Annotated in this window: 22 protein-coding genes; 17 read left to right on the plus strand and 5 right to left on the minus strand. The window is 68.6% G+C overall.

The features are described from left to right. Positions 1-74: 74 nt before the first annotated feature. A complete protein-coding gene (gene ppc / locus RZE77_RS06775; protein WP_319441214.1) occupies positions 75-2918 on the minus strand; it encodes a phosphoenolpyruvate carboxylase in 2844 nt (947 codons plus the stop codon). A gap of 82 nt (positions 2919-3000) precedes the next feature. Between ppc and hemC the strand changes: the two genes are divergently transcribed. The 4 genes from hemC to RZE77_RS06795 are packed head-to-tail and all read left to right on the plus strand — an operon-like array spanning position 3001 to position 7091. After that, on the plus strand, positions 3001-3927 hold the full coding sequence (gene hemC, locus RZE77_RS06780; protein ID WP_319441215.1) for a hydroxymethylbilane synthase: 927 nt from the start codon (positions 3001-3003) through the stop codon (positions 3925-3927). A gap of 17 nt (positions 3928-3944) precedes the next feature. Further along, entirely contained in the window at positions 3945-4718 is a 774-nt protein-coding gene (locus RZE77_RS06785) for a uroporphyrinogen-III synthase (RefSeq protein WP_319441216.1), read from the plus strand. Next, complete coding sequence (locus tag RZE77_RS06790) at positions 4715-5806, plus strand: uroporphyrinogen-III C-methyltransferase (RefSeq protein WP_319441217.1); 1092 nt, start codon at positions 4715-4717, stop codon at positions 5804-5806. The genes RZE77_RS06785 and RZE77_RS06790 overlap by 4 nt, the downstream gene beginning before the upstream one ends. A gap of 1 nt (position 5807) precedes the next feature. Beyond that, the gene (locus tag RZE77_RS06795) at positions 5808-7091 is read left to right on the plus strand and encodes a heme biosynthesis HemY N-terminal domain-containing protein (protein ID WP_319441218.1); all 1284 of its coding nucleotides are present in this window, start codon (positions 5808-5810) and stop codon (positions 7089-7091) included. Between the two features lie 119 nt (positions 7092-7210). Here RZE77_RS06795 and RZE77_RS06800 read toward each other — a convergent pair whose 3' ends face one another. Continuing rightward, positions 7211-10438 (minus strand): Rne/Rng family ribonuclease, encoded by a 3228-nt coding sequence (locus RZE77_RS06800; RefSeq protein ID WP_319441219.1) that lies wholly within the window; start codon positions 10436-10438, stop codon positions 7211-7213. A gap of 559 nt (positions 10439-10997) precedes the next feature. Here RZE77_RS06800 and RZE77_RS06805 point away from each other — a divergent pair. The 4 genes from RZE77_RS06805 to RZE77_RS06820 are packed head-to-tail and all read left to right on the plus strand — an operon-like array spanning position 10998 to position 14202. After that, on the plus strand, positions 10998-12110 hold the full coding sequence (locus RZE77_RS06805) for an RluA family pseudouridine synthase (RefSeq protein WP_319441220.1): 1113 nt from the start codon (positions 10998-11000) through the stop codon (positions 12108-12110). Then, positions 12103-12774, plus strand: a complete 672-nt coding sequence (locus RZE77_RS06810) for an HAD family hydrolase (protein WP_018903243.1) — start codon at positions 12103-12105, stop codon at positions 12772-12774. Before RZE77_RS06805 ends, RZE77_RS06810 begins: the two co-directional genes overlap by 8 nt. Positions 12775-12784: 10 nt before the next feature. Next, positions 12785-13156, plus strand: a complete 372-nt coding sequence (locus RZE77_RS06815) for a Rieske (2Fe-2S) protein (RefSeq protein ID WP_319441221.1) — start codon at positions 12785-12787, stop codon at positions 13154-13156. 2 nt (positions 13157-13158) lie between these two features. Continuing rightward, on the plus strand, positions 13159-14202 hold the full coding sequence (locus tag RZE77_RS06820) for a S49 family peptidase (protein WP_319430610.1): 1044 nt from the start codon (positions 13159-13161) through the stop codon (positions 14200-14202). 21 nt (positions 14203-14223) lie between these two features. Here the strand turns inward: RZE77_RS06820 and RZE77_RS06825 are convergent, their stop codons facing one another. Genes RZE77_RS06825 through RZE77_RS06835 form a run of 3 tightly spaced genes read right to left on the minus strand, consistent with a single transcriptional unit; the run spans position 14224 to position 16723 of the window. Then, on the minus strand, positions 14224-15378 hold the full coding sequence (locus tag RZE77_RS06825) for an MFS transporter (RefSeq protein ID WP_319441222.1): 1155 nt from the start codon (positions 15376-15378) through the stop codon (positions 14224-14226). A gap of 2 nt (positions 15379-15380) precedes the next feature. After that, entirely contained in the window at positions 15381-16145 is a 765-nt protein-coding gene (locus RZE77_RS06830; RefSeq protein ID WP_319441223.1) for an SAM-dependent methyltransferase, read from the minus strand. Beyond that, positions 16142-16723, minus strand: a complete 582-nt coding sequence (locus tag RZE77_RS06835) for a Maf family protein (protein ID WP_319441224.1) — start codon at positions 16721-16723, stop codon at positions 16142-16144. The genes RZE77_RS06830 and RZE77_RS06835 overlap by 4 nt, the downstream gene beginning before the upstream one ends. A gap of 84 nt (positions 16724-16807) precedes the next feature. Here RZE77_RS06835 and RZE77_RS06840 point away from each other — a divergent pair, with 84 nt between their 5' ends. The 9 genes from RZE77_RS06840 to RZE77_RS06880 all read left to right on the plus strand — a co-directional run bounded on the left by RZE77_RS06840 (position 16808) and on the right by RZE77_RS06880 (position 23784). Beyond that, a complete protein-coding gene (locus RZE77_RS06840) occupies positions 16808-17365 on the plus strand; it encodes a YceD family protein (RefSeq protein WP_319430616.1) in 558 nt (185 codons plus the stop codon). Positions 17366-17511: 146 nt separating this feature from the next. Further along, complete coding sequence (rpmF, locus tag RZE77_RS06845) at positions 17512-17694, plus strand: 50S ribosomal protein L32 (RefSeq protein WP_007830466.1); 183 nt, start codon at positions 17512-17514, stop codon at positions 17692-17694. 61 nt (positions 17695-17755) lie between these two features. Continuing rightward, positions 17756-18853 carry a phosphate acyltransferase PlsX gene (gene plsX / locus RZE77_RS06850; RefSeq protein WP_405547132.1) on the plus strand — a complete coding sequence of 366 codons (1098 nt, stop codon included), beginning with the start codon at positions 17756-17758 and terminating at the stop codon, positions 18851-18853. Further along, the gene (locus RZE77_RS06855) at positions 18853-19830 is read left to right on the plus strand and encodes a beta-ketoacyl-ACP synthase III (RefSeq protein WP_319441225.1); all 978 of its coding nucleotides are present in this window, start codon (positions 18853-18855) and stop codon (positions 19828-19830) included. Before plsX ends, RZE77_RS06855 begins: the two co-directional genes overlap by 1 nt. A 52-nt stretch (positions 19831-19882) precedes the next feature. After that, a complete protein-coding gene (gene fabD / locus RZE77_RS06860; RefSeq protein WP_319441226.1) occupies positions 19883-20836 on the plus strand; it encodes an ACP S-malonyltransferase in 954 nt (317 codons plus the stop codon). Positions 20837-20862: 26 nt separating this feature from the next. Further along, positions 20863-21606, plus strand: coding sequence for a 3-oxoacyl-ACP reductase FabG (gene fabG, locus RZE77_RS06865; protein ID WP_319441227.1), 744 nt, complete (start codon positions 20863-20865; stop codon positions 21604-21606). Positions 21607-21704: 98 nt separating this feature from the next. Next, positions 21705-21944, plus strand: coding sequence for an acyl carrier protein (gene acpP / locus RZE77_RS06870; protein ID WP_007830471.1), 240 nt, complete (start codon positions 21705-21707; stop codon positions 21942-21944). A gap of 99 nt (positions 21945-22043) precedes the next feature. Next, on the plus strand, positions 22044-23288 hold the full coding sequence (fabF, locus tag RZE77_RS06875; protein WP_319430652.1) for a beta-ketoacyl-ACP synthase II: 1245 nt from the start codon (positions 22044-22046) through the stop codon (positions 23286-23288). A 13-nt stretch (positions 23289-23301) separates the two neighbouring features. Then, a complete protein-coding gene (locus tag RZE77_RS06880) occupies positions 23302-23784 on the plus strand; it encodes a hypothetical protein (RefSeq protein ID WP_319441228.1) in 483 nt (160 codons plus the stop codon). The last annotated feature ends 4 nt before the right edge of the window (positions 23785-23788 follow it).

Genomic DNA, 23788 nt, shown 5'->3' on the forward strand with positions numbered 1-23788 from the left:
TTCCCGACCCTACTCTCTTAATTGACCTTACGGTTTGCTATTGCGCGATTTCTTTCCCGTCGATCCGCAGCCACTCAGCCCGTGTTGCGCAGGCCGGCTGCCACCCCGTTGATCGAGATGTGGATGCCGCGCTGCAGCCGCTCGCCGCCTTCGCCCGCGCGGAAGCGGCGCATCAGCTCGACCTGCAGGTGGTGCAGCGGGTCGATGTACGGAAAGCGGTGGCGCACCGAGCGCTGCATCTCGGCGTTGCCTTCGAGCCTTTGCTTGGCGCCGGTGATGAGGGTGAGCGCGTCGGAGGTGCGGTGCCATTCGGTGTCGATCATCGAGAACACCTTCTGGCGCAGCTTGCGGTCGGTCACGAGTTCGGCGTAGCGCGAAGCCAGCGCGAGGTCGCTCTTGGCCAGCACCATGTCCATGTTGGAGAGCAGCGTGCGAAAGAACGGCCACTGCGCATACATGCGGCGCAGCAGCGCGATGCGCTCCTTGCGCGCGGCCGGCGTTGCGGCCGACGCCAGGAACTGCTCCACGCCCGAGCCGAAGCCGAACCAGCCGGGAATGGTGAGCCGGCACTGGCCCCAGCTGAAGCTCCATGGCACGGCGCGCAGGTCGTCGACCTTGTGGCTCGGGTTGCGCGAGGCGGGACGCGAGCCGATGTTGAGTTCGGCAATCTCGCGGATCGGCGTGGAGCCGAAGAAATAATCGCCGAAGCCCGGTGTTTCATAGACCAGCTTGCGGTAGGCCGACATGCTCGCGGCCGACAGCTCTCCCGCCGCTGAAAGGAATGTGGCGGGCGCCGACTTGGCCTGCGGCAGCAGCGTGGCTTCCAAGGTGGCGGCCACCAGCGTCTCGAGGTTGCGCCGGCCGATCTCGCGGTTGGCGTACTTCGAGCCGATGACCTCGCCCTGTTCGGTGAGGCGGATCTGGCCGCGCACCGTGCCGGGCGGCTGCGCGAGGATGGCCTGGTAGCTCGGGCCGCCGCCGCGTCCCACCGTGCCGCCGCGGCCATGGAACATGCGCAGCCTGATAGGGTTGGCCTTCTTCTTGTTGAGTTCGTCGAACAGCGCCACCAGCGCGATGCCTGCGCGGTAGAGCTCCCAGTTGCTCGTGAAGATGCCGCCGTCCTTGTTGCTGTCGCTGTAGCCGAGCATCACGTCCTGCTCGGCGCCCGAGCGCTCGATGAGCGCCTGGATGTTCGGCAGCGCATAGAAGGCGCGCACGATGGGCGCGGCATTGCGCAGGTCCTCGATGGTTTCGAACAGCGGCACCACGATCAGGTCGCAGGTGGCCTTGCCGTTCATCGCGCCGCGCAGGAGGCCCACTTCCTTTTGCAGCAGCAGGGCCTCGAGCAGGTCGCTCACCGTCTCGGTGTGGCTGATGATGTAGTGGCGGATGGCCGCCGCGCCGTAGCGCGCACGCGCGGTGCGCGCGGCCGCGAAGATTGCGAGCTCGCTCTGCGCCAGCGGCGAGTACTCGGCATCGGGCACGCGCAGCGGACGCGCGTCGTCGAGCAGCTTGAGCAACAGCGTCTGCTTGGCTTCCTCGGCCAGCGAGGCGTAGGCGGGCTCGATGCGCGCGGTGGCCAGCAGCTCGGCGATCACGGCCTCGTGCTTGTCCGAGCTCTGGCGCAGGTCGACCGTGGCCAGGTGGAAGCCGAACACCTCGACCGCGCGGATCAGCGGCCGCAGGCGCGGCGCCGCCAGCACGCTGCCGTGCTTCTCGACGAGCGACTCTTCCACCGTGTGCAGGTCGGCCAGGAATTCCTCGGCCTTGGCGTAGGGGTTCTGCGGCGGCACGGCGTGGCGCGCAGCTTCGCCGCCGGTGAGATCGCGCAGCGTGGCCGCCAGGCGCGCATACACGCCGGTGAGCGCGCGGCGGTAGGGCTCGTCCTTGCGGTGCTCGCTGGTGTCGGGCGAGCGCTCGGCCAGCGCCTGCATCTCGACCGACACGTCCACCAGCGTGGCGGACAGCGAGAGCTCGCCGCCCAGGTAGTGCACTTCGGTGAGGTAGTGGCGCAGTGCCAGCTCGGCCTGTCGGCGCAGCGCGTATTCGAGCGTTTCGGCCGTCACGTTGGGATTGCCGTCGCGGTCGCCGCCGATCCACTGGCCCATGCGCAGGAACGGCGCCACCGAAGGCACCACGCCGCCCTGGCCCAGCGCCTTTTCGAGGTCGGCATAGACGCGCGGAATCTCGCGCAGGAAGGTGGCTTCGTAGTAGCTCAGCGCGTTCTCGATCTCGTCGGCCACGGTGAGCTTGGAAAAGCGCAGCAGCCGCGTCTGCCAGATCTGCGTGACGCGGATGCGCATCTGCGTTTCGTTCTCGGCAAACTCGATCGGCGTGAGCGCGTCCTTGGCGCCGGCATAGGCGCTCTGGCGCAGCTTGATCTCGTCGCGCGTGGTGAGCAGCTGCGCAATGGCGCGCTCGGCATCGAGGATGCTCTTGCGCTGCACTTCGGTGGGGTGGGCGGTGAGCACCGGCGACACATAGCTGCGTGCCAGCGAAGCCACCACCTCGTCGGGCTTGACGCCGGCCTTGCGGATGCGCGCGAGGGCGGTCTGCAGGTCGCCGTCGGCGCTTTCGCCGGCGCGCTCGGCCTCGGTGCGGCGGCGGATCAGGTGCCGGTCTTCGGCCAGGTTGGCCAGGTGGCTGAAATAGGTGAAGGCGCGGATCACGCGCACCGTCTCGGCCGCGCTCAGGCCCTTGAGCAGGTTCTTGAGCGCGCGGTCGGCCGCCTGGTCGGCATCGCGGCGGAAAGCCACCGACAGCGTGCGGATCTTCTCGACCAGCGCATAACTCTCCTCGCCCTCCTGTTCGCGGATCACGTCGCCGAGGATGCGGCCCAGGAGCCGGATGTCGTCGATCAGCGGCTGGTCTTCGGCTTGCCGGCGCCGGGGCGGCGCAGGAGTCTTGCTGGCTTTCATTTCGATGTTTTTCCTGGTCTAGAAAGAATGCGCCGTCTGCGTTGTTGCGGCGCAACATGCTAGCATTCCGGAGGTCTTCAACATGTACTTTTTGGGAGCGGCCTTGAGCAATATCGTGATCGCCACGCGCGAAAGCCGGCTCGCCCTGTGGCAGGCCGAGCACGTGCAGGCGCTGCTGCAGGAAAGAGGCCACGCGGTCAGCCTGCTGGGCATGACCACGCGGGGCGACCAGATCCTGGACAAGTCGCTCAGCAAGGTGGGCGGCAAGGGCCTCTTCGTGAAGGAACTCGAACTCGCGCTCGAGGAAGGCCGCGCCGACATCGCGGTGCATTCGCTCAAGGACGTGCCGATGGACCTGCCCGAGGGCTTCGTGCTGGCCTGCGTGCTGGAGCGCGAAGACCCCCGCGATGCGCTGGTGGCGCCGCACCATGCCTCGCTCGACGAGCTGCCGCAGGGCGCCGTCGTCGGCACCTCCAGCCTGCGGCGCGTGGTGCTGCTGCGCGCCCTGCGGCCCGACCTGCGCATCGAGCCGCTGCGCGGCAATCTCGACACCCGCCTGCGCAAGCTCGACGAAGGCCACTACGACGCCATCGTGCTCGCGGCGGCCGGGCTCAAGCGGCTGGGGCTCGAGCACCGCATCCGGGTCGCCTTCGATCCCGACACCATGCTGCCGGCCGCGGGGCAGGGCGCGCTCGGCATCGAGGTGCGGGCCGACCGCACCGACCTGATCGCGCTGCTGGCCACGCTGTCGCACTCGCGCGATTGGCTGGCCACCGCCGCCGAGCGCGCGGTGAGCCGGTCGATGGGCGGCAGCTGTTCCATGCCGCTGGCAGCCCATGCGCGCTGGCAGGCCGATGGGGCGCTGCGCGTCGATGCGGCCTGGGGCGACCCCGAAGGCAACGCCGCGCTGGTGCGGGTTCATGCACAGGCGCCGGCCGCCGACTTCGCGCAGGCCGGCGCGCTCGGCGAACGCGCTGCCGCGCTGCTGCGCGACGCCGGCGCGCACTGAAGATTCTTCAAACAACGATGGCCGCCAAGCCCGTCATCGTCACGCGGCCGGCGCGCGAGGCCGCGCAATGGGCGCACGAGTTCCGGGCCGCCGGGCTGGATGCCGCGGTGCTGCCGCTGATCGCCATCGAACCCGCCATCGAGGTGGAGCCGTTGCGCGCAGCGTGGAAGCATCTTCCCGACTACGCGGCGCTGATGTTCGTGAGCGCCACCGCCGTCGAGCATTTCTTCCTGCACGCGGAAGAAGGACAACGCCCGGCCGGCCCGCGCTTCTGGGCCACGGGACCGGGCACGGCGCGCGCGCTCTTGCGTGCCGGCGTGCCGCAAGACGCCATCGACGCACCGCCTTCCGACGCCGCCCGCTTCGACTCCGAGGCCCTGTGGGAGCGTGTGAGAGGGCAGGTCGGCCAGGGCGTGCGCGTGCTGATCGTGCGCGGCGGCGATGCGGCCGGCCACCCGAGCGGGCGCGATTGGCTCGCCCACGAGATCGACGCCGCCCGGGGGCTGCGCGACACCGTGGTCGCCTACCGGCGCCTGCCGCCATCCTTCGACGACGCGGCGCGTGCACTGGCACTCGACGGCGCCGCGGGACGTGCGGTCTGGCTGTTCAGCAGTTCGGAGGCCATTGCCAACCTGCGCGATGCCATGCCGGGCATCGACTGGCATGCGGCAAGCGCGGTGGCGACCCATGCGCGCATCGCCGAAGCCGCGCGGGCCGCGGGATTCGGTTCGGTGCGCGTGTGCCCGCCTCTGCGGGAAGCCCTGGTCGCGTCGATAGAATCCTTCACATGAGTGCCGCGTCCCCGTCCGACGACTTCTCCCCCCCATCTGCCGCCGCGCCGGTGCCCGCCACGCTGGCAATGGCGCAGTCGCCCGAATCGCAGGCGGCCGCCGCAACGATGCTCTCGCGCATCGGCTTCGGCCTGCTGGCCATCGTGGCACTGGCGGCCCTGGTGATGACCATCTCGCTCTGGCAGAAGGTCGGCGGCATGCAGGAGCAGCTGGCGCGCCAGAGCGCCGATGCGCTGGCCCAATCGCTCGAGGCGCGCACGCTCGCCCGCCAGGCCATCGACACGGTGCGGGACACCGCGGCACGCGCCGCGCTCACCGAAACCCGCGTTGCCGAGGTCGCGCTGCAGCGCTCGCAGCTCGAGGAACTGATGCAAAGCCTCTCGCGTTCGCGCGACGAGAACCTGGTGGTCGACATCGAATCGGCCGTGCGCCTGGCCCTGCAGCAGGCGCAGGTCACGGGCAGCGTGGAACCCTTGCTCGCGGCCCTCAAGTCCGGCGACCTGCGCATCGCGCGCGCCGCGCAGCCCCGGCTCGCGCCGCTGCAGCGCGCCATGCAACGCGATGCCGACCGCCTGCGCAGCAGCGCGAGCGCCGACAGCGGCGAGGCGCTGCAAAAACTCGACGAGCTGATGCGCAGCGTGGACGACCTGCCGCCGCTCAACGCCGTGGCCACGCGCGGCTCGGGGCTCAATGCCTGGCAGCCCGAACCCATTCCCGCCGACGCCGCCTGGTGGGAGCGGGTGCTGCTGACGGTGCGCGCCGAAGCGCGGTCGCTGGTGCGGGTCGGGCGCATCGAGCGTCCCGAGGCGGTGCTGCTGGCACCCGACCAGACCTATTTCCTGCGCGAGAACCTCAAGCTCAAGCTGCTCAATGCGCGGCTCTCGCTGCTGTCGCGGCAGGTGGACGCCGCGCGCAGCGAACTCGCCACGGTGGCCGCATCGCTGAACCGCTATTTCGATCCCGCATCGCGGCGCACGCAGGCCGCCGCCACGCAGTTGCAGCAGCTGCAGGCGCTGGTGAAAACCGCCGAACCCCCGCGCATCGACGACACCCTGTCCGCGCTGGCCACGGCGGCGGCGGGGCGCTGACGTGAGAGCCGCGCTCTGGCTCCTCGCGCTGTTCGCCGTCGCGGCGGCGGTGGCGCTGTTCGCGGGCAACAACCAGGGCACGATCACCGTGTTCTGGCCACCCTGGCGCGTCGACCTGTCGCTGAACCTGGTGCTGGTCATCCTGCTGGCCGCATTCGTGCTGCTCCATCTTGCACTGCGCGGCCTGGCGGCGCTGTTCTCGCTGCCGACCCAGGCGCGCCAATGGCGGCTGCAGCAAAAGGAACGCATGCTGCATTCGTCCTTGCTGGACGCCATGGTGCAGCTGCTGTCGGGCCGCTTCTCGCGCGCGCGCAAGGCCGCGCAAGCTGCGCTGGTGCAGGAAAAAACGCTGGCCGCGCTCGGCGCGAGCCTGCCGCAGGCCCAGCAGGTTCGCGTGCTGTCTCACCTGCTGGCCGCCGAGAGCGCGCAGGCCCTGCAGGACCGGCCCGCGCGCGACGCGCACCTGCAGCAGGCGCTCAACGAAAGCGTCGACCGCAATGTGCTGGCCAGCCCCGAAACGCGCGAGGGCGTGCAACTGCGCGCGGCGCGCTGGGCACTCGAAGACCGCGATCCCGCCGGGGCTCTGGCCCGGCTCGAGGAGCTTCCCCAAGGCGTGCAGCGGCGAACGCTCGCGCTGCGCATCCGCCTGAAAGCGGCGCGCCAGGACGGGCGCACGCTCGAAGCACTGGAAACGGCGCGCCTGCTCGCCAAGCACCGGGCCTTTTCCGATGGCGCGGCGCAGAGCATCGTGCGCGGACTCGCCACCGAACTGCTGTCGGGCGCGCATGACCCGGCACAGCTGCTTCGCGCCTGGGCCGAGCTCGACGCCGCCGAGCGCGAAATGCCCGAGGTCGCGATTCACGCCGCCCAACGCATGGTGGCGCTGCGCGGCGACCTGTCGCTGGCGCGCGGCTGGCTGCTGCCGGCCTGGGAGCGCATGGTGTCGCAGCCCCGGGGCCTGGGCGACACGCTGCGCGTCAAGATGGCGCGCGCGCTCGAGGCGGGGCTCGACTCGGTGGATGCCGACTGGCTGGCCCGCATCGAAACGGCGCAGCGCAACAACCCGCGCGATCCCAACCTGCAGTACCTCGCGGGCATGGCCTGCATGAAGCGCCAGCTCTGGGGCAAGGCCCAGCAGCTGCTGATGCAGGCCGGCCTGGGCCTGCAGGACACCGAGCTGTACCGGCGCGCCTGGCTGGCACTGGCTGAACTGGCCGAAACGCGCGGCGATGAAGAGCAGGCCGCAGCGGCCTGGAAGCGCGCAGCGCAGACCGAGAAGGCCTGAACCGGCATCGGCATCGGCCCCGCGCTGCGGCGTTTGCCGCTTTTGCATTCCCCATAAAAAAAACGGCGCCGATGTGGCGCCGTTCTTCATTGTTCCCGGGCCGTGGGGCCCGGTCTTCTTCAGTTCACGCCTTGCGCATCGGAAGGCGCCTTTTCGAAGGGCAGCGTCATCGCGCCGAGTTCGCGGCGGGTTTCAACCAGCACCAGCGGACCGTCGTCGAGCACGATCGCAGGCGGGCGCTCGCGCGGCACGTGCACCGGCTTCGGCTCGGCCGCAATCGCTGCGCGGGCCTGTGCAATGCGCTCGGCATCCGAGTTCACCCATTGCAGGCCCGAGCTCTCGGCGATCTGCGCGAGTTCGGTCAGCGGCAGCTCGAAGTGCTGCACCTTCGGCAGTGCCCGGCCGTTGGCCGCAGCCGCGGGCTTGCTGCTGCTCTCGACGGCGACAGGCGCCGCCGTGGGTGCGGCTACCGTGGCGACCGTGGCCGCAGCGGGTGCTGCGGCAGGCGCGGGCGCTGCGGCGGGACGGTCGAAGTAGCTGCGCGGCTTCGGTTCGCGCGCTTCTTCATCAGGCATCGCAGCGCGCTCTGCCGTTGCCAGCGGCTGGGCCTGCTCGCGTGTCGGTGCTTCGCTGGCCTCGGCGTTGTCGGCCGATGCGCCGGCCACGCTGGCTTCGCTGTCGTCGCGCGGACCGCGTTCGCGGCGGTCGCGGCCGTAGCGGTCGCGCGAACGGCCGCGGCGCTCTTCGCCTTCGCGGCGCGGTGCCTGCTGCTCGCCGGTGCCGGCTTCGCCTTCATTGGCCGGTGCCATTTCGGCGGCCTCGGCGATGCGGATGTCCGCTTCGTCGAGGTTGGCCGGTGCTTCGCCGTTGGCGAAACGCGGCTGGCCTTCGCTGCGGCGCTCGCGGCGGCCATCGTTGCGCTCGCCTCGCGGCGCGCGTTCTTCGCGGCCGCCACGCGGTGCGCGTTCGGCTTGCGCGCCGTCCTGCGGGGCGACGTTGTCGTCGCCGGATGCATCACGCGGGGCGTCGGTGCCATTGCGCTCGCCGCGCTCGGCCCGCTCGCCACGTTCACCGCGGTCCCGGCGTTCGCCGCGGCCGCGGGGGGCGCGTTCTGCCGGCGCATTGCCTTCATCGCCGGCGGGTGCACCCGATGCCAGCTGCTGGCCTTCGAGGTTGCCGTCGATCAGCTCGGTCGGTGCCGGCCGTGCCTCGCGGCCTTCGCCTTCGCGGCGCTCGCCGCGGCCACCGCGGCGCTGTTCGCCGTCGCGCGGGCCGCGTGCTTCACGGGGCTCGCGAGGTTCGCGGAGCTCGCGCGGCTCGCGTTGTTCACGGGGTTCGCGCGGCTGGGCGGCTTCGCTGCGGGTCTCGCTGCCGCGTCCTTCGCGGCGCTCGCCACCGCGGCCGCCGCGGCGTTCGCCGTCGCGGCCACCGGAGCGGCTGCCGTTTTCGCCGCGGCCTTCGCCGCCGCGGCCACCCCGGCGCTGTTCGCCATCGCGGGCGCCGCGCGCTTCGCCGTCGCGGCCAGGGCGGCCGCCATCACGGCGCGTGGGCTTCGGAGGCTCGACCGGGATCACGGCCGGTGCGGGTGCCGGTGCCGGCGCGCCGCCGAACCAGCTCTTGATGCGGGCGAAGAAGCCGGTCTCGGCCGGTGCCGGTGCGCTCGCGACGGGCGGCGCAACCGGTGCAGGGGCCATGGCGGCCGGCGCACGCACCGGTTCGGGCCGGGGCGGCACCACGGGCGCGGGCGCATCGGGCAGAACGCCCTTGATGACCGGCGTCTGCTTGTTGGTGGGCTCCTGCGAGCGGCGCGTGACCGAGGTGGGATCCTCGATCTCGTCGGCCATCTTGTAGCTGGCTTCGATGTGGTCGAGGCGCGGATCGTCGTGCTTCAGGCGCTCGAGCTTGTAGTTCGGCGTTTCGAGCGTCTTGTTGGGCACCATCAGCACGGTGACGCGCTGCTTGAGCTCGATCTTGGCGATTTCGGGGCGCTTTTCGTTCAGCAGGAACGAGGCCACTTCGACCGGCACCTGCACGTGCACGGCGGCCGTGTTGTCCTTCAGGCACTCTTCCTGAATGATGCGCAGGATCTGCAGCGCGCTCGATTCGGTGTCGCGGATGTGGCCCGAGCCGCCGCAGCGCGGGCAGGGGATCGACGAGCCTTCGCTGAGCGCCGGCTTCAGGCGCTGGCGGCTCATTTCCATCAGGCCGAACTTGCTGATCGAGCCGAACTGCACGCGGGCGCGGTCTTGCCGTAGCGCGTCGCGCAGGCGGCTTTCGACTTCGCGGCGGTTCTTCGACTCGTCCATGTCGATGAAGTCGATGACGATCAGGCCGCCCAGGTCGCGCAGGCGCATCTGGCGGGCCACTTCGTCGGCGGCTTCGAGGTTGGTGCGCGTGGCGGTTTCCTCGATGTCGCCGCCCTTGATGGCGCGGGCCGAGTTCACGTCGACCGAGACCAGCGCCTCGGTGTGGTCGATCACGATGGCGCCGCCCGAGGGCAGCTGCACGGTGCGTGCATAGGCCGATTCGATCTGGTGCTCGATCTGGAAGCGGCTGAACAGCGCGGCATCGTCGCGGTAGCGCTTCACGCGGGCGGCATGCTCGGGCATGACGTGCGCCATGAACTGCTGCGCCTGCTCGTAGATGTCGTCGGTGTCGATCAGGATGTCGCCGATGTCGTGATTGAAGTAGTCACGGATCGCGCGGATGACGAGCGACGATTCCTGGTAGATCAGGAAGGCGCCCTTGCCGCCCTTGGCCGCGCCGTCGATGGCGGTCCACAGCTTGAGCAGGTAGTTCAGGTCCCACTGGAGCTCGGGCGCCGAGCGGCCGATGCCGGCGGTGCGCGCGATGATGCTCATGCCCTTGGGGTACTCGAGCTGGTCCATCGCCTCCTTGAGTTCGGCACGGTCGTCGCCCTCGATGCGCCGGCTCACGCCGCCGCCGCGCGGGTTGTTGGGCATCAGCACCACATAGCGGCCGGCCAGCGAGATGAAGGTGGTGAGGGCCGCGCCCTTGTTGCCGCGTTCTTCCTTCTCGACCTGGACGACCAGTTCCTGGCCTTCCTTGATGACGTCCTGGATGCGCGCCTGGTTGGCGGAAACGCCTTCGGCGAAGTATTGCTTGGAGATTTCCTTGAACGGCAGGAAGCCGTGGCGGTCTTCGCCGTAGTCGACGAAACAGGCTTCGAGCGAGGGCTCGACGCGCGTCACGACGGCTTTGTAGATGTTGCCCTTGCGCTGTTCGCGCCCTTCGATCTCGATTTCGTAGTCGAGGAGCTTTTGCCCGTCGACGATGGCCAAGCGGCGTTCTTCGGCCTGCGTGGCATTGATCAGCATCCGCTTCATGATGCGTTGTCCTTATATGTATCGTTCTACAGGCCCATGACGGGCCAACGATGCACGGACGACGCCCGCGAAACGAGGGGAATTGCCGCTTGGCCCCGGATGCTGCCACTGCCGCGCCAGGCGCGAGCAGGCTTCTCGAGCGTCAGCTCAAGAAGACAGCCGGGGTGGGGGCGCGTGGATGGGCGCGAGCCAGATTCGGTGTTGAGCAGCTATCTTATTGATAGCCGGTTGCGCAGTGGTGGCGCGCGGTGCGGATGATTCAATGCCTGAGGCCGCTGGCAGAAGCCAGGTGGGCCAGCGCAGGCACATTTGAATCAGCAGCATCAACACAAGGGACTCGCTTCGATCCGCCTGCAGCTTGGAAGCTGCAGGCTGGGTATTCCGTATCGGTGTTTCGTGGGTGTCGGCTTGACTTGGGCGCCACGCCTGCCACTTTGCGCAATTGCGCGGGGTTTGCAGGTTCGGCGCCAAAGCGGCATCGACCTCACAGCATGGTCCTGGGCGTTTGACTGCAGTGATCTAAACTTCTGTCTAATCAAGCACTTACACGACCGCGCTGGTGAAAAACATTATAGGTGCGAAGCGAAGCCCCGCGGCCGCTCCAAATCCCGCAGTTCCAGATCCCGCAGCTCAAAAGGCTGCGGCGGAGGCCGGCGCGCCGCATGCGGCCATCAAGTTCATCACCGTCGATGCGGAATCCGCGGGCCAGCGGCTCGACAACTTCCTGTTTCGCCATCTGAAGGGCGTTCCCAAGACGCATGTCTACCGGATCATCCGGTCGGGCGAGGTGCGCATCAACAAGGGGCGGGCGCAGGCCGAGACCCGCATCGAGACCGGCGACGTGCTGCGGCTGCCGCCGGTACGGATATCGCCGCGCGCCGAAGAGGGCGCCACGCCGCCCGCGCCGGCGCGCGAATTCCCGGTGCTGCTGGAGGACGACGCGGTGCTGGCCATCGACAAGCCGGCCGGCGTCGCCGTGCACGGCGGCAGCGGCGTGAGCTTTGGCGTGATCGAGCAATTGCGCACGGCGCGCCCGGGCGCCAAGTTCCTCGAGCTGGTGCACCGGCTCGACCGCGAGACCTCGGGCATCCTGCTGGTGGCCAAGAAGCGCAGCGCGCTCGTGGCGCTGCAGGACCAGTTCCGCGAACGCGAGACCGGCAAGACCTACCTTGCGCTGGTCGAGGGCGCCTGGCCCGCCAACAAGAAGGTGCTCGATGCGCCGCTTGCCAAGTACCTGCTGCCGGGCGACGGCGCGGGCGCCGGCGAGCGCCGCGTGCGGGTGGTCGCCAAGGATCATCCCGATGCCATGCGGGCCGTGACGCTGGTGCGCGTGCTCGCGCGGCTCACGCTGCCGGGCGACGCCGCGCCGCTGTCGCTGCTGGCGGTCACCATCAAGACCGGCCGCACCCACCAGATCCGCGTGCACCTTGCATCGGCCGGCCATGCGATTGCGGGCGACGACAAGTACGGCGACTTCGAGCGCCAGCGCGTGTTGCAAAAGCTTGGCCTCAAGCGCATGTTCCTGCATGCATGGCGACTGCAGTTCAACCACCCCGCCACGGGCGAGCGCGTGGCGCTGCAGGCCGGCCTGCCACCCGAACTGCACGCGTTGATGCCGCCCCAGGCGATCGAAGCGCTCGCCCAACATCCCACTCCCACGGCCAATGACTGATTCCTCCAGACCCCTGCGTTTCGACCTGATCGCCTTCGATTGGGACGGCACGCTCTACGACTCCACGCGGCTCATCGTGCGCTGCATCCAGGCGGCGGTGATCGACGTCGGCGGCGCCAAGCCAAGCGAGAACGACGCCGCATGGGTGATCGGCCTGGGCCTGGCCGAGGCTCTTGCGCGCGCCGCGCCCGATGTGCCGAAGGAAAAATACGCCGAGCTCGGCGCCCGCTACCGCTACCACTATCTGCAGCACCAGGACGACCTCGTGCTGTTCGATGGCGTGCTGCAGATGATCGATGCCCTGCGCGCGCGCGGCCACAAGCTCGCGGTGGCCACGGGCAAGTCGCGCCGCGGCTTGAACGAGGCGCTGAAGTCGGTCGCGCTGCGCGACCGCTTCGACGCCTCGCGCACCGCCGACGAGACCTTCGGCAAGCCGCACCCGCGCATGCTGCTGGAACTCATGGAAGAACTCGAGGTGCCGCCCGAGCGCACCCTGATGATCGGCGACACCACGCACGACCTGCAGCTGGCGCTCAATGCCGGCTGCGCGAGCGTGGGCGTGAGCTACGGCGCGCACGAACCCGAAAGCTTCGACGAACTGAAGCCGCTGTTCGTTGCCCACTCGGTGGCCAGCCTGGAGGCATGGCTTCTGGAGAACGCCTGAAAATTGCGGCATGAGCGAAGAACAGCGCATTCCCCTGTGCAATGCCGCCGACCTGGTCGAAGGCAGCCGGGCCGTCCCCTTCGATGTGGTCTACGGCGGCGAAACCTGCCGGGCCTTCGCGGTGCGTTTCGAAGGGCAGCCGCATGCCTACCTCAACCGGTGCAGCCACGTGGCGATGGAACTGGATTTCCAGCCCGACCGCTTCTTCGACGACAGCGGCCAGTGGCTGCTCTGCGCCACCCACGGCGCGGTCTACCGGCCGGACACCGGCGAATGCGCCGGCGGCCCGTGCCGCGGCGGGCTCGTGAAGATCGCCCTCAGCGAACGTGACGGCGTGGTGCACTGGCATACTGCCTGGAACCTCCATCCCCTGAGCTTTTGACAATGACCGACCCGAACCGCACGGAACCCGAAGGTTTTGATCCTTTTGAGCCGGCCACCCCCATTGCGTCCTCGCAGGGCGCGCCGAGAAACATGGCCAAAGACCCCACGCAGCGTCCCGGATGGGAGCGCGCAACGCTCGAGAAACTCGCCTTCGCTTCGCTCAACGAGCAGAAGGCCGCGCGCCGGTGGAAGACCTTCACGCGTCTGTCGTGGCTCGTTTTCTTCATCTTCCTGGTCTGGCTCGCGATGTCGCGCAGCGCGCCGAGCGCAGCCAAGACCACGGCCCACACGGCGGTGGTCGAAATCAAGGGCGAGATCGCCAATGGCGGCGACGCCAGCGCGGAATTCGTGATCGCTGCCATGAAGACCGCCTTCGAGGACGAGGGTGCCAAGGGCATCGTGCTGCTGATCAATTCGCCGGGCGGAAGCCCCGTGCAGGCGGGCATCATCAGCGACGAGATCAAGCGCCTGAAGGCCAAGCACAAGAAGCCGGTCTACGCGGTGGTCGAGGAAACCTGCGCGTCGGCCGCCTATTACATTGCCGCCGCCACCGACAAGATCTTCGTCGACAAGGCCAGCATCGTCGGCAGCATCGGCGTGCTGATGGACGGCTTCGGCTTCACCGGCGTGATGGAAAAGGTCGGCGTCGAGCGCCGGCTGCTGACGGCCGGCGAGAACAAGGGCTTCCTCGACCCGTTCAGCCCGATGAGCGATGCGCAGCGCGCCCATGCGCAGGCCATGCTGAACCAGATCCACACGCAGTTCATCAACGTGGTGAAGAACGGTCGCGGCGACCGGCTCAAGCTCGACACGCCGGGGCTTTTCAGCGGCCTCTTCTGGAGCGGCGAGCAGGCCGTCGAGTTCGGACTGGCCGACCAGTTGGGCAATGTCGACTTCGTGGCGCGCGAGGTCATCAAGGCCGAAGAGGTCACCGACTACACCCGGCGCGACAACGTGGCCGAGAAGCTCGCGAAGAAATTCGGCGCGGCCATGGGCGCGGCCACCGTGCGCTCGCTGCAGTCCGCCACGCCGGCGCTGCGCTGAGGCCGGCGGCAGCGGGGCGCGTCAGGCGCGGCTGCCGTCGTCGCCCGTGAAGCGGGCTGAGGCCGCGAGCGCCGCCGCGAAGACCACCACCACATAGAGCGCGGCCGTCAGCGAACTGGCCCGCGCGAGCAGGCCGATCACCGCCGGACCGGCCATGAAACCCAGGTAGGCCACGGCCGAGACGGCGGCAATGCCGATGGCGGGTTCGACGCCGGGCACGCGCGCCGAGGCGCCGAACAGGATCGGCACCACGTTCGCAAAGCCGATGCCGACGCCCGCGAAGCCGAGCAGCGCGAGCCAGGGCAGGTCGGTCAGCAGCACCAGCGTCATGGCCGCCGCCGCAAGAATGCCGCTGCCGCGCAGCAGCGCGGTCGGCGAGAAGCGCGCGCGCATGGCGTCGCCGCCGAAGCGCGCGGCTGCCATGGCGGCGGAGAAGCTCGCGTAGGCCAGCGCGGCCTGCTTCTGCGGGCTGCCGAGTTCCTGCTGCATGTAGAGCACGCTCCAGTCGTAGATGGCGCCCTCGGCAATCAGGCCCAGCGCGGCGAGCACGCCAAGTACCGCCAGCGTGCCGCGGGGCAGCCGGAAGCGATGGTCGGCCGGGGCTGCATCGCTTGCGATGGGCGGTTTGGGCAGCATGTGCATCGAGGAGAAGGCGACGACCAGCATCATCGCCGCAGCCACCCACAGCAGATGCGCCTGCGCCCCGAGCCCGGCGGCCAGTGCCGCGCTGCCGCTCGCGGCACCGGCCATGCCGCCCAGGCTGAACATGCCGTGCATGCCGCTCATCAGGGGCGTGCCGCCGCGCAGTTCGAGCTGCGCCGCCTCGGTATTGATGGCCACGTCGAACACGCTGGTCACAAGGCCGAAGGCTGCCAGCAGTGCCAAGAGGAAAAGATAGCCCGGCATCGCGATCAAGCCGGCAAGCAGCAAGGCGTAGACGCAGCCGCAGAGCGCGGCCATGCGCCGGGCGCCGTGGCGGCCGATCCAGCGGCCGGCGCTGGTCAGCCCGAACATCGCGCCGGCGCCGGCCGCGAGCAGGGCCAGCCCGAGTTGCGCTTCGTCGATGCCGTAGTGCGCCTTGACCGTTGGAACATGGACGCCCCAGGTCGCAAAGATGAAACCGGACGAAAAGAACTGCGCGCGCGAGGCCCAGCGCGTGCCGGCGGTCACCACCATCGTCAACGCCCGATCGCGAACACGGCAGGAAGGCGTTCGTCCAATGTGCCCGGCTGCGTCTTGGCGCGCCAGGATTTCACGGTTTCGCTGCGCACGTGGGCGCTGGCGAGCGTGAGGCCGCGCGCCACTGCGAGCCGGGTGTTGTGCTGCAGCGTTTGCACCAGCGCCTGCAGCAGCGCCGCGTTGCGGTAGGGCGTTTCGATGAACAGCTGCGTCTGGCCCGTCTTGAGCGCCAGCGCCTCGAGCTCGCGGATGCGCACCTGGCGCTCGCCGGCATCCTGCGGCAGGTAGCCGACAAAGGCGAAGTTCTGGCCGTTGAGGCCGCTCGCCGCCAGCGCCAGCAGCAGCGAGACGGGGCCGGTGAGTGGCACCACGGCAATGCCCAGGTCGTGCGCGGCGCGCGCCACCGAGGAGCCGGGATCGGCCACCGCCGGCATGCCGGCCTCGCTCAGCAGGCCGATGTCGTGGCCTTCGAGCGCGGCGGCCAGCAACGGCCGGGCATCGAACTGGCCGGCGTGGTCGCCCTTCTTGTGGACCTCGCGCGGCAGTTCGCGGATGTCCTGCGCCTGCAGCGGCGCCGCCAGCGGCGCGACGGCATCGATCCGCTTCAGGTAGGCGCGGGCCGACTTGGCGTTCTCGCAGATCCAGTGGGTGATCCCGGCGGCGGCCTGGATCGTGCCCAGGGGCAGGGCGTCCTGCAGTGGCGCCTGGGTGTCGCAGCCGAAGTCGAGCGGCGCGGGAACGAGGTAGAGCTTGCCGTGCGTCACAGGAGTTCGACCCCCGCGGCGCGCAGCATCCGGCAGGTGCGGATCAAGGGCAGACCGACGAGAGCCGTCGGGTCGTCGCTGTCGATCGCGCTGAGCAAGGCGATGCCGAGGCCTTCGCTCTTCGCGCTGCCCGCGCAGTCGTACGGCTGCTCGGCCTGCAGGTACTGCTCAATGGCTGCGTCGCTGAGTTCGCGGAATACCACCCGCACCGGCGCCAGGTCGCGCTGGACGAAGCCGGTGGCCTCGCAGACGACGGCCAACGCGGTCTGGAACACCAGCGTCTGGCCGCGCATCCGGCGCAACTGGGCCGTGGCGCGCGCGTGGTCGCCGGGCTTGCCGAGCGCTTCGCCCGCAAGCTCGGCCACTTGGTCCGAGCCGATGACCACGGCTTCGGGAAAGCGGGCGGCCACGGCGCGGGCCTTTTCGAGCGCCAGCCGTTCGGCCAGCTCGCGCGGCGTTTCACCGTCCAGCGCCGTTTCGTCGACTTCAGGCGGCTGTACATCGAAGGGCAGGTGCAGGCGGTTCAGCAGTTCGCGCCGGTAGCGCGAGGTCGAGGCGAGGATCAAGGGGCGTTGCATGGGCCAGATTGTGCGGGAGCCGCGCAAAACCCCAGGCATGCCCGTGAGGGGCAGTGAAGCGGCCGGCGCGCTAGACTGGTGTGGATGAAGAGAGAATTTGCCCCCCAACGGCTCGACGTGGCCGGCTTTGCCGCCGCTGCCGCCACCCTCGGCGCCACCGACCCGGTTCCCAACTATGTGCGCCTTGCCGCCGAACTGGCGGCCCTGGCGCCCGACGCCGTGGTCCGCTGGACGGCGACCGGCGAAGAGCGCCCGGGCGCCGACGGCAAGGCCGTGCCCTGGCTCCATCTGGAAGCCGAAGCGACCGTGCCGCTGACCTGCCAGCGCTGCCTGACGCCTGTCGAGACGCCGCTGGTGGTCGACCGCTGGTTCCGTTTCGTCGCCGACGAGGCAACGGCGGAAGCCGAGGACGAGGATTCCGAGGAAGACCTGCTCGTCGCGAGCCGGGACTTCGACCTGCCCACCCTGATCGAGGACGAACTCCTGATGGAGATTCCCGTCATGCCGGTGCACGAGGTCTGCCCGGTCCCGGTGCGGCTCTCGTCCAGCGACGACGACTTCCAGGCGGCCGAAGAGGCCAAGCCGAACCCCTTCGCGGTGCTCGGCGCGTTGCGTTCGCGCAAGCCGGAAGAGGGCAAGTAGCCCTTTTTCGCCGCCTGGGCTATAATCATGGGCTTCGCGCGCGCCGCCGTGAGCAGCAAGACAGACAAGGGCATTCCATGCATGCCCCTGGATTGCCACCGCAAGAGAGCGCATCCAATCACTCACCTAACAGTCCAGGAGCCATCATGGCCGTCCAGCAAAACAAGAAGTCGCCTTCCAAGCGCGGCATGCACCGTTCCCACAATGCGCTGGTCGTGCCCGGCATTGCCGTTGAGCCGACCACTGGCGAAACGCACCTGCGCCACCACATCAGCCCCAACGGTTTCTACCGTGGCCGCCAGGTGCTCAAGAACAAGTCCGAAGCCTGATCTCGCATCCCAAGGCCGAGGCCCGAAGCTACTTTTGCCGTAGCGTCGGGCCTTTGTTTTGATGGCTACGCCTTCTTCCCCCGAATCCACTGCTGCGCCTTCCGCAATCACGCTCGCCGTGGATTGCATGGGAGGCGACCATGGGCCGCGCGTCACGCTCGCGGCCTGCCGCGCGTTTCTCGAGCGCCACAGCGAAGCCTCGTTGCTGCTGGTCGGTGCCCCGGCGGCACTGGCGGGCTTTGCCGCGCATCCGCGTGCTCGCATCGTCGCCGCCAGCGAAGTGGTGGGCATGGACGATCCGGTGGAAATCGCCCTGCGCAAGAAGAAGGATTCTTCGATGCGCATCGCGATCCAGCAGGTCAAGGATGGCGCCGCCCAAGCGGCCATCTCGGCCGGCAACACGGGCGCCCTCATGGCCATTGCCCGCTACCTGCTCAAGACGCTCGACGGCATCGACCGCCCCGCCATCGCGCCCCAGCTTCCCAACGCCAAGGGCGGCGCGACCACGGTGCTCGACCTGGGTGCCAACGTCGACTGCGATGCGGAAGACCTGCTCCAGTTCGCCGTGCTCGGCTCCGCGCTGGTCTCGGCGCTCACGGGTAACGAAGCGCCTTCGGTCGGTCTGCTCAATATTGGCGAAGAGGCCATCAAGGGCAGCGAAACGATCAAAAAAGCCAGCCAACTGCTGCGTACAGCCGCTAACTCGAAGGATCTGAACTTCTACGGCAACGTGGAAGGTAACGATATTTTCAAGGGCACGACAGATATCGTCGTCTGTGACGGTTTTGTCGGAAACGTGGCGCTGAAGGCCAGCGAAGGCGTGGCCTCGATGATCGGCGAGTTCATCCGCGTCGAATTCTCGCGGAGCATTTTCACGAAGGCGGCAGCAATTGTTGCCTATCCAGTCTTAAAAGCGTTTAAAAACCGGCTTGACCACCGCCGGTACAACGGCGCGGCGCTGCTGGGCCTGCGCGGCCTGGTTTTCAAGAGCCATGGCTCGGCTGACGAAGTGGCTTTCGGGCATGCGCTGGATCGCGCTTATGATGCCGCTCGCAACAACCTGCTCGATCGCGTGCGGGCCCGCATCGCTCACGCCGCGCCATTGCTCGCGCGGCAGGAGCCCGCGGTGCCAGCCGACGCGACAGCCCTTCACGTTTGATGAGCCCATATTCACGCATCACCGGCACCGGCAGCTATCTGCCGCCGCGCCGGGTGACCAATGACGACCTTGCCAAGGAATTGGCAACGCGCGGCATCGAAACCTCGAACCAGTGGATCGTCGAGCGCACCGGCATCCATGCGCGGCACTTCGCGGCGCCCGAGGTCACGAGCAGCGATCTCGGCCTCGAGGCCGCCAGGCACGCACTCGAAGCCGCAGGCCGCAAGGCGGAAGACATCGACCTGATCATCGTCGCGACGTCGACGCCCGACATGGTGTTTCCCTCGTCGGCGGCCATTCTCCAGAACAAGCTCGGCGTGGCCGGCTGCCCGGCCTTCGATGTCCAGGCAGTCTGCAGCGGCTTCGTCTATGCGCTGACCGTGGCCGACGCCATGATCCGCACCGGCACCGCGCGCTGCGCGCTGGTGGTCGGCGCCGAGGTGTTCTCGCGCATCCTCGATTTCAACGACCGCACCACCTGCGTGCTGTTCGGCGACGGCGCCGGCGCCGTGGTGCTCGAGGCCAGCGAGGAGCCGGGCATCCTGGCGAGCGACCTGCACGCGGATGGCAAGCACGTCGGCATCCTTTGCGTGCCGGGCCACGTCTCCGGCGGCAACGTGCTGGGCACGCCGCTGCTGCACATGGACGGACAGGCCGTGTTCAAGCTCGCGGTGCGCGTGCTCGAGGACGCTGCCCGCGCCACGCTGGCGAAGGCGGGCAAGACCGAGGCCGACATCGACTGGCTCATTCCGCACCAGGCCAACATCCGCATCATGGAAGGCACGGCCAAGAAGCTGAAGCTTCCGCGTGAAAAGCTCATCGTCACCGTCAACGAGCATGGCAACACCTCGGCCGCGTCGATTCCGCTGGCGCTCGACGAGGCCGTGCGGTCCGGCAAGGTGAAGAAGGGCGAAACCGTCATGCTGGAAGGCGTGGGCGGTGGCTTCACCTGGGGCGCGGTGCTATTGAATCTGTAGCGCATGGCCGTGCCCTTCCGGGCTGCGATGCGACACGACGCTTTTGATAAAAATGAAATCCTTTGCTTTTGTCTTCCCGGGTCAGGGCTCCCAGGCCGTCGGCATGCTCGATGCCTGGGGCGATCACCCGTCCGTGGCCGAAACCCTGCGCGAAGCCTCCGAAGCGCTGGGCGAAGACATCGGCGGGCTGATCAAGAACGGCCCGAAGGAAGAACTGGCGCTGACCACCAACACCCAGCCGGTGATGCTGGTGGCCGGCGTTGCCGCCTGGCGCGCCTGGCTGGCCGAAGGCGGGCCCACCCCCTCGGTGGTGGCGGGGCATTCGCTGGGTGAATATTCCGCGCTGGTTGCGTCGGGCGTGCTGACGCTCGCGCAGGCCGCGCCGCTGGTGCGCTTCCGGGCGCGGGCCATGCAGCAGGCCGTGCCGGTCGGCGTCGGCGCCATGGCGGCGGTGCTGGGCATGGACTCCGGCAAGGTGGTGGCGGGCTGTGCGGAAGCCACGGCGTCCTTCGGTGCAGGCAGCGCCGAGATCGTCGAGGCGGTGAATTTCAACGATCCGATGCAGACCGTGATAGCGGGCAGCAAGGCGGCCGTCGACAAGGCCTGCGAGCTGCTCAAGGCCGGCGGCGCCAAGCGCGCGCTGCTGCTGCCGGTGTCGGCGCCGTTCCATTCGAGCCTGATGAAGCCTGCCGCCGAGGCGCTGCGCGAAAAGCTCGCCACCCTCGCATTGGCTCCCCCGCAGATTCCGGTGTTGAACAACATCGACGTCGCGGTCGAGACCGATCCCGCGCGCATCCGCGACGCCCTGGTGCGCCAGGCCGCCGGACCGGTTCGCTGGGTCGAAAGCGTGCAGGCCTTGAAACTGCGCGGCGTAGCCTCCATCATCGAGTGCGGGCCGGGCAAGGTGCTGGCCGGCATGGTCAAGCGCATCGCCCCCGAGCTGGAAGCCGCGTCGGTGTACGACCCGGCGACGCTCGCGGACACCCGACAATCGCTCGCCGGCTGAACGGCGCGGGCCCAGACACTTCTTTTATGAGCATTCCCAAATTCGAAGGGCAGGTCGCCCTGGTCACCGGCGCATCGCGCGGCATCGGCGCGGCCATCGCGCTCGAGCTGGCGCAGCGCGGCGTCAAGGTGGTCGGCACCGGCACCACCGAGGACAGCGCGGCCAAGATCACTTCGGCGCTCAGCGCCTTCGACGGCCGCGGCCGTGCGCTCGACGTGAACGACGCCGTCGCGGTCGAGGCGCTGATCGACGAGATCGTGAAGGCCTACGGCGCGATCCATGTGCTGGTCAACAACGCCGGCATCACGCGCGACACGCTGGCCATGCGCATGAAGGACGACGACTGGGACGCGGTGCTCGACACCAATCTCAAGGCCGTGTTCCGCCTCTCGCGCGCGGTGATCCGCCCGATGATGAAGCAGCGCTATGGCCGCATCATCAGCATCACGAGCGTGGTGGGCGCCTCCGGCAATGCCGGCCAGGCCAACTACGCGGCGGCCAAGGCCGGCGTGGCGGGCATGACCCGCGCACTGGCGCGCGAACTGGGCAGCCGCAACATCACGGTCAACTGCGTGGCGCCGGGCTTCATCGAAACCGACATGACGGCCAGCCTGCCCGAAGCACAGCAGCAGGCGCTGCTGCAGCAGATTCCGCTGGGCCACCTGGGCAAGCCGGCCGACATCGCACATGCCGTGGCCTACCTCGCGTCGCCCCAGGCGTCCTACGTGACGGGGCAGGAACTGCACGTCAACGGCGGCATGCACATGTAGCCGCAAGGCGCAATCTTTTCCCGTACCGGGCGCACGGCAAATGCCACAATGCGCCCGGCTAAAATCCACTGTTACCTACAACCCTCAGAGGGAACCAAATGAGCGATATCGAAGCACGTGTCAAGAAAATCATCGCCGAGCAACTCGGCGTGGAAGAGTCCCAAGTAACCAACGAGAAGGCCTTCGTGGCTGACCTCGGCGCAGACTCGCTCGACACGGTCGAACTGGTGATGGCACTCGAAGACGAGTTCGGCATCGAGATTCCCGACGAAGACGCCGAGAAGATCACCACGGTGCAAAACGCCGTCGACTACGCCACCAAGAATCAAAAGGCCTGATCGGGCCAAGCTGGAACTGTCTCGGCCGGCGGCGCTTTTCTTCTTCAGCCCCGTACGCGCCGACCGCAGTCTTCAGCGCTTCCAGAAAGGTTTGCCGGCATGACCAAACGCCGCGTCGTCGTGACCGGACTCGGTTGCATCGCTCCTGTCGGAAACACGGTGGCCGAATCCTGGACCAACCTGTTGGCCGGCAATTCGGGCATCGACACCATCAAATCGTTCGACGCCAGCGCCTTCGCCTGCAAGTTTGCAGGCGAGGTGAAGGGCTTCGACATCACGCAGTACATCTCCGAGAAGGAAGCGCGCCACATGGACCGCTTCATCCACCTCGGGATGGCCGCCGCCATCCAGGCGGTGCAGGACAGCGGTCTCAAGACCGGCGATGCGCTGTCGCCTGAAGAGGCGACGCGCATCGGCTGCAACATCGGCTCGGGCATCGGCGGACTGCCGATGATCGAGGAAACGCACGCGGAACTCGTGAATCGCGGCCCGCGCCGCGTGTCGCCGTTCTTCGTGCCGGCCTCGATCATCAACATGATCTCGGGCCACGTCTCCATCAAGTACGGCTTCCAGGGCCCGAACATCGCGGTCGTCACGGCCTGCACCACCGGCTTGCATGCGATCGGCCTGTCGGCCCGCATGATCGAGTACGGCGATGCCGACGTGATGGTTGCGGGCGGCGCCGAGTCGACCGTTTCGCCGCTGGGCATCGGCGGCTTCGCGGCGGCGCGTGCACTCTCGACGCGCAATGACGATCCCCGCACCGCGTCCCGTCCGTGGGACAAGGACCGCGACGGCTTCGTGCTCGGCGAAGGCGCCGGCGTGGTCGTGCTCGAGGAATACGAGCATGCCAAGGCGCGCGGCGCCAAGATCTACGCCGAGGTCTCGGGCTTCGGCATGAGCGCTGACGCGTACCACATGACGGCACCCAACGTCGACGGCCCGCGCCGCTCGATGTCGATGGCGCTCGCCAACGCAGGCGTCAACGCCGACGAGGTGCAGTACCTCAACGCGCACGGCACCTCGACCCCGCTGGGCGACCTGAACGAGACCAACGCGATCAAGAACACCTTCGGCGCCCATGCGAAGAAGATGGTCGTGAACTCGACCAAATCGATGACCGGCCACCTGCTGGGCGGTGCCGGCGGCATCGAATCGGTGTTCACGGTGCTCGCGCTGCATCACCAGAAGAGCCCGCCGACCATCAACATCTTCAACCAGGACCCGGAGTGCGACCTCGACTATTGCGCCAATCAGGCGCGCGATCTCAAGATCGATGTCGCGGTCAAGAACAACTTCGGCTTCGGCGGCACCAACGGCACGCTGGTGTTCAAGCGCGTTTGATTCCTGCTCTTCCATGTACAGCGCACCGTCGGTGACCTATCCGGTGGGGCGCTCGCGCGGTGCGACCCGGATCCTGATTGCCACCTGGGCCCTGGGCGCCTGCTGCGCGGGTCTCTCGTGCTATCTGATCGATAGCGTCGGCTGGCGCCAGCTGCTGCTGGTCCTGAGTGTCCTGTTTTCCGGCGTTGCGGCCGGACTCGGGCTGCGAAGCGACGGTAAGGGCATGCTGCACTTCGACGGCCTGTGTTGGAGCCTGACGGGCACCGATTCCGGCCGGGCCGTTCACGCGGCGCGCGCCACCGTGGCGCTCGACCTGCAATCGCTGCTGCTGGTCCGCCTGACCCAGCCGGGCCGTGCCGGACGATGGATATGGCTCGAAGAGCGCGCCATGCCAGAGCGCTGGCGCGATGTGCGCCGTGCGGTATATTCGCGCGCCCCGTCCGCCTCGCCTGCGGGCGAGCCGTGGCGAGCAACCGCGCCTGCCGATGCGCCCTGAACCT

The organism is Variovorax sp. SPNA7, assembly GCF_033807855.1.
Taxonomy (GTDB): Bacteria; Pseudomonadota; Gammaproteobacteria; order Burkholderiales; family Burkholderiaceae_C; genus Variovorax; species Variovorax beijingensis.

Bases quoted from the DNA above. Each gene is read 5' to 3' on its own strand.
- ppc (WP_319441214.1), bottom strand. From the start codon at position 2,918: ATGAAAGCCAGCAAGACTCCTGCGCCGCCCCGGCGCCGGCAAGCCGAA.
- hemC (WP_319441215.1), top strand. From the start codon at position 3,001: ATGTACTTTTTGGGAGCGGCCTTGAGCAATATCGTGATCGCCACGCGC.
- RZE77_RS06785 (WP_319441216.1), top strand. From the start codon at position 3,945: ATGGCCGCCAAGCCCGTCATCGTCACGCGGCCGGCGCGCGAGGCCGCG.
- RZE77_RS06790 (WP_319441217.1), top strand. From the start codon at position 4,715: ATGAGTGCCGCGTCCCCGTCCGACGACTTCTCCCCCCCATCTGCCGCC.
- RZE77_RS06800 (WP_319441219.1), bottom strand. From the start codon at position 10,438: ATGAAGCGGATGCTGATCAATGCCACGCAGGCCGAAGAACGCCGCTTG.
- RZE77_RS06810 (WP_018903243.1), top strand. From the start codon at position 12,103: ATGACTGATTCCTCCAGACCCCTGCGTTTCGACCTGATCGCCTTCGAT.
- RZE77_RS06815 (WP_319441221.1), top strand. From the start codon at position 12,785: ATGAGCGAAGAACAGCGCATTCCCCTGTGCAATGCCGCCGACCTGGTC.
- RZE77_RS06820 (WP_319430610.1), top strand. From the start codon at position 13,159: ATGACCGACCCGAACCGCACGGAACCCGAAGGTTTTGATCCTTTTGAG.
- RZE77_RS06825 (WP_319441222.1), bottom strand. From the start codon at position 15,378: ATGGTGGTGACCGCCGGCACGCGCTGGGCCTCGCGCGCGCAGTTCTTT.
- RZE77_RS06835 (WP_319441224.1), bottom strand. From the start codon at position 16,723: ATGCAACGCCCCTTGATCCTCGCCTCGACCTCGCGCTACCGGCGCGAA.
- RZE77_RS06840 (WP_319430616.1), top strand. From the start codon at position 16,808: ATGAAGAGAGAATTTGCCCCCCAACGGCTCGACGTGGCCGGCTTTGCC.
- rpmF (WP_007830466.1), top strand. From the start codon at position 17,512: ATGGCCGTCCAGCAAAACAAGAAGTCGCCTTCCAAGCGCGGCATGCAC.
- plsX (WP_405547132.1), top strand. From the start codon at position 17,756: ATGGCTACGCCTTCTTCCCCCGAATCCACTGCTGCGCCTTCCGCAATC.
- RZE77_RS06855 (WP_319441225.1), top strand. From the start codon at position 18,853: ATGAGCCCATATTCACGCATCACCGGCACCGGCAGCTATCTGCCGCCG.
- fabD (WP_319441226.1), top strand. From the start codon at position 19,883: ATGAAATCCTTTGCTTTTGTCTTCCCGGGTCAGGGCTCCCAGGCCGTC.
- fabG (WP_319441227.1), top strand. From the start codon at position 20,863: ATGAGCATTCCCAAATTCGAAGGGCAGGTCGCCCTGGTCACCGGCGCA.
- acpP (WP_007830471.1), top strand. From the start codon at position 21,705: ATGAGCGATATCGAAGCACGTGTCAAGAAAATCATCGCCGAGCAACTC.
- fabF (WP_319430652.1), top strand. From the start codon at position 22,044: ATGACCAAACGCCGCGTCGTCGTGACCGGACTCGGTTGCATCGCTCCT.
- RZE77_RS06880 (WP_319441228.1), top strand. From the start codon at position 23,302: ATGTACAGCGCACCGTCGGTGACCTATCCGGTGGGGCGCTCGCGCGGT.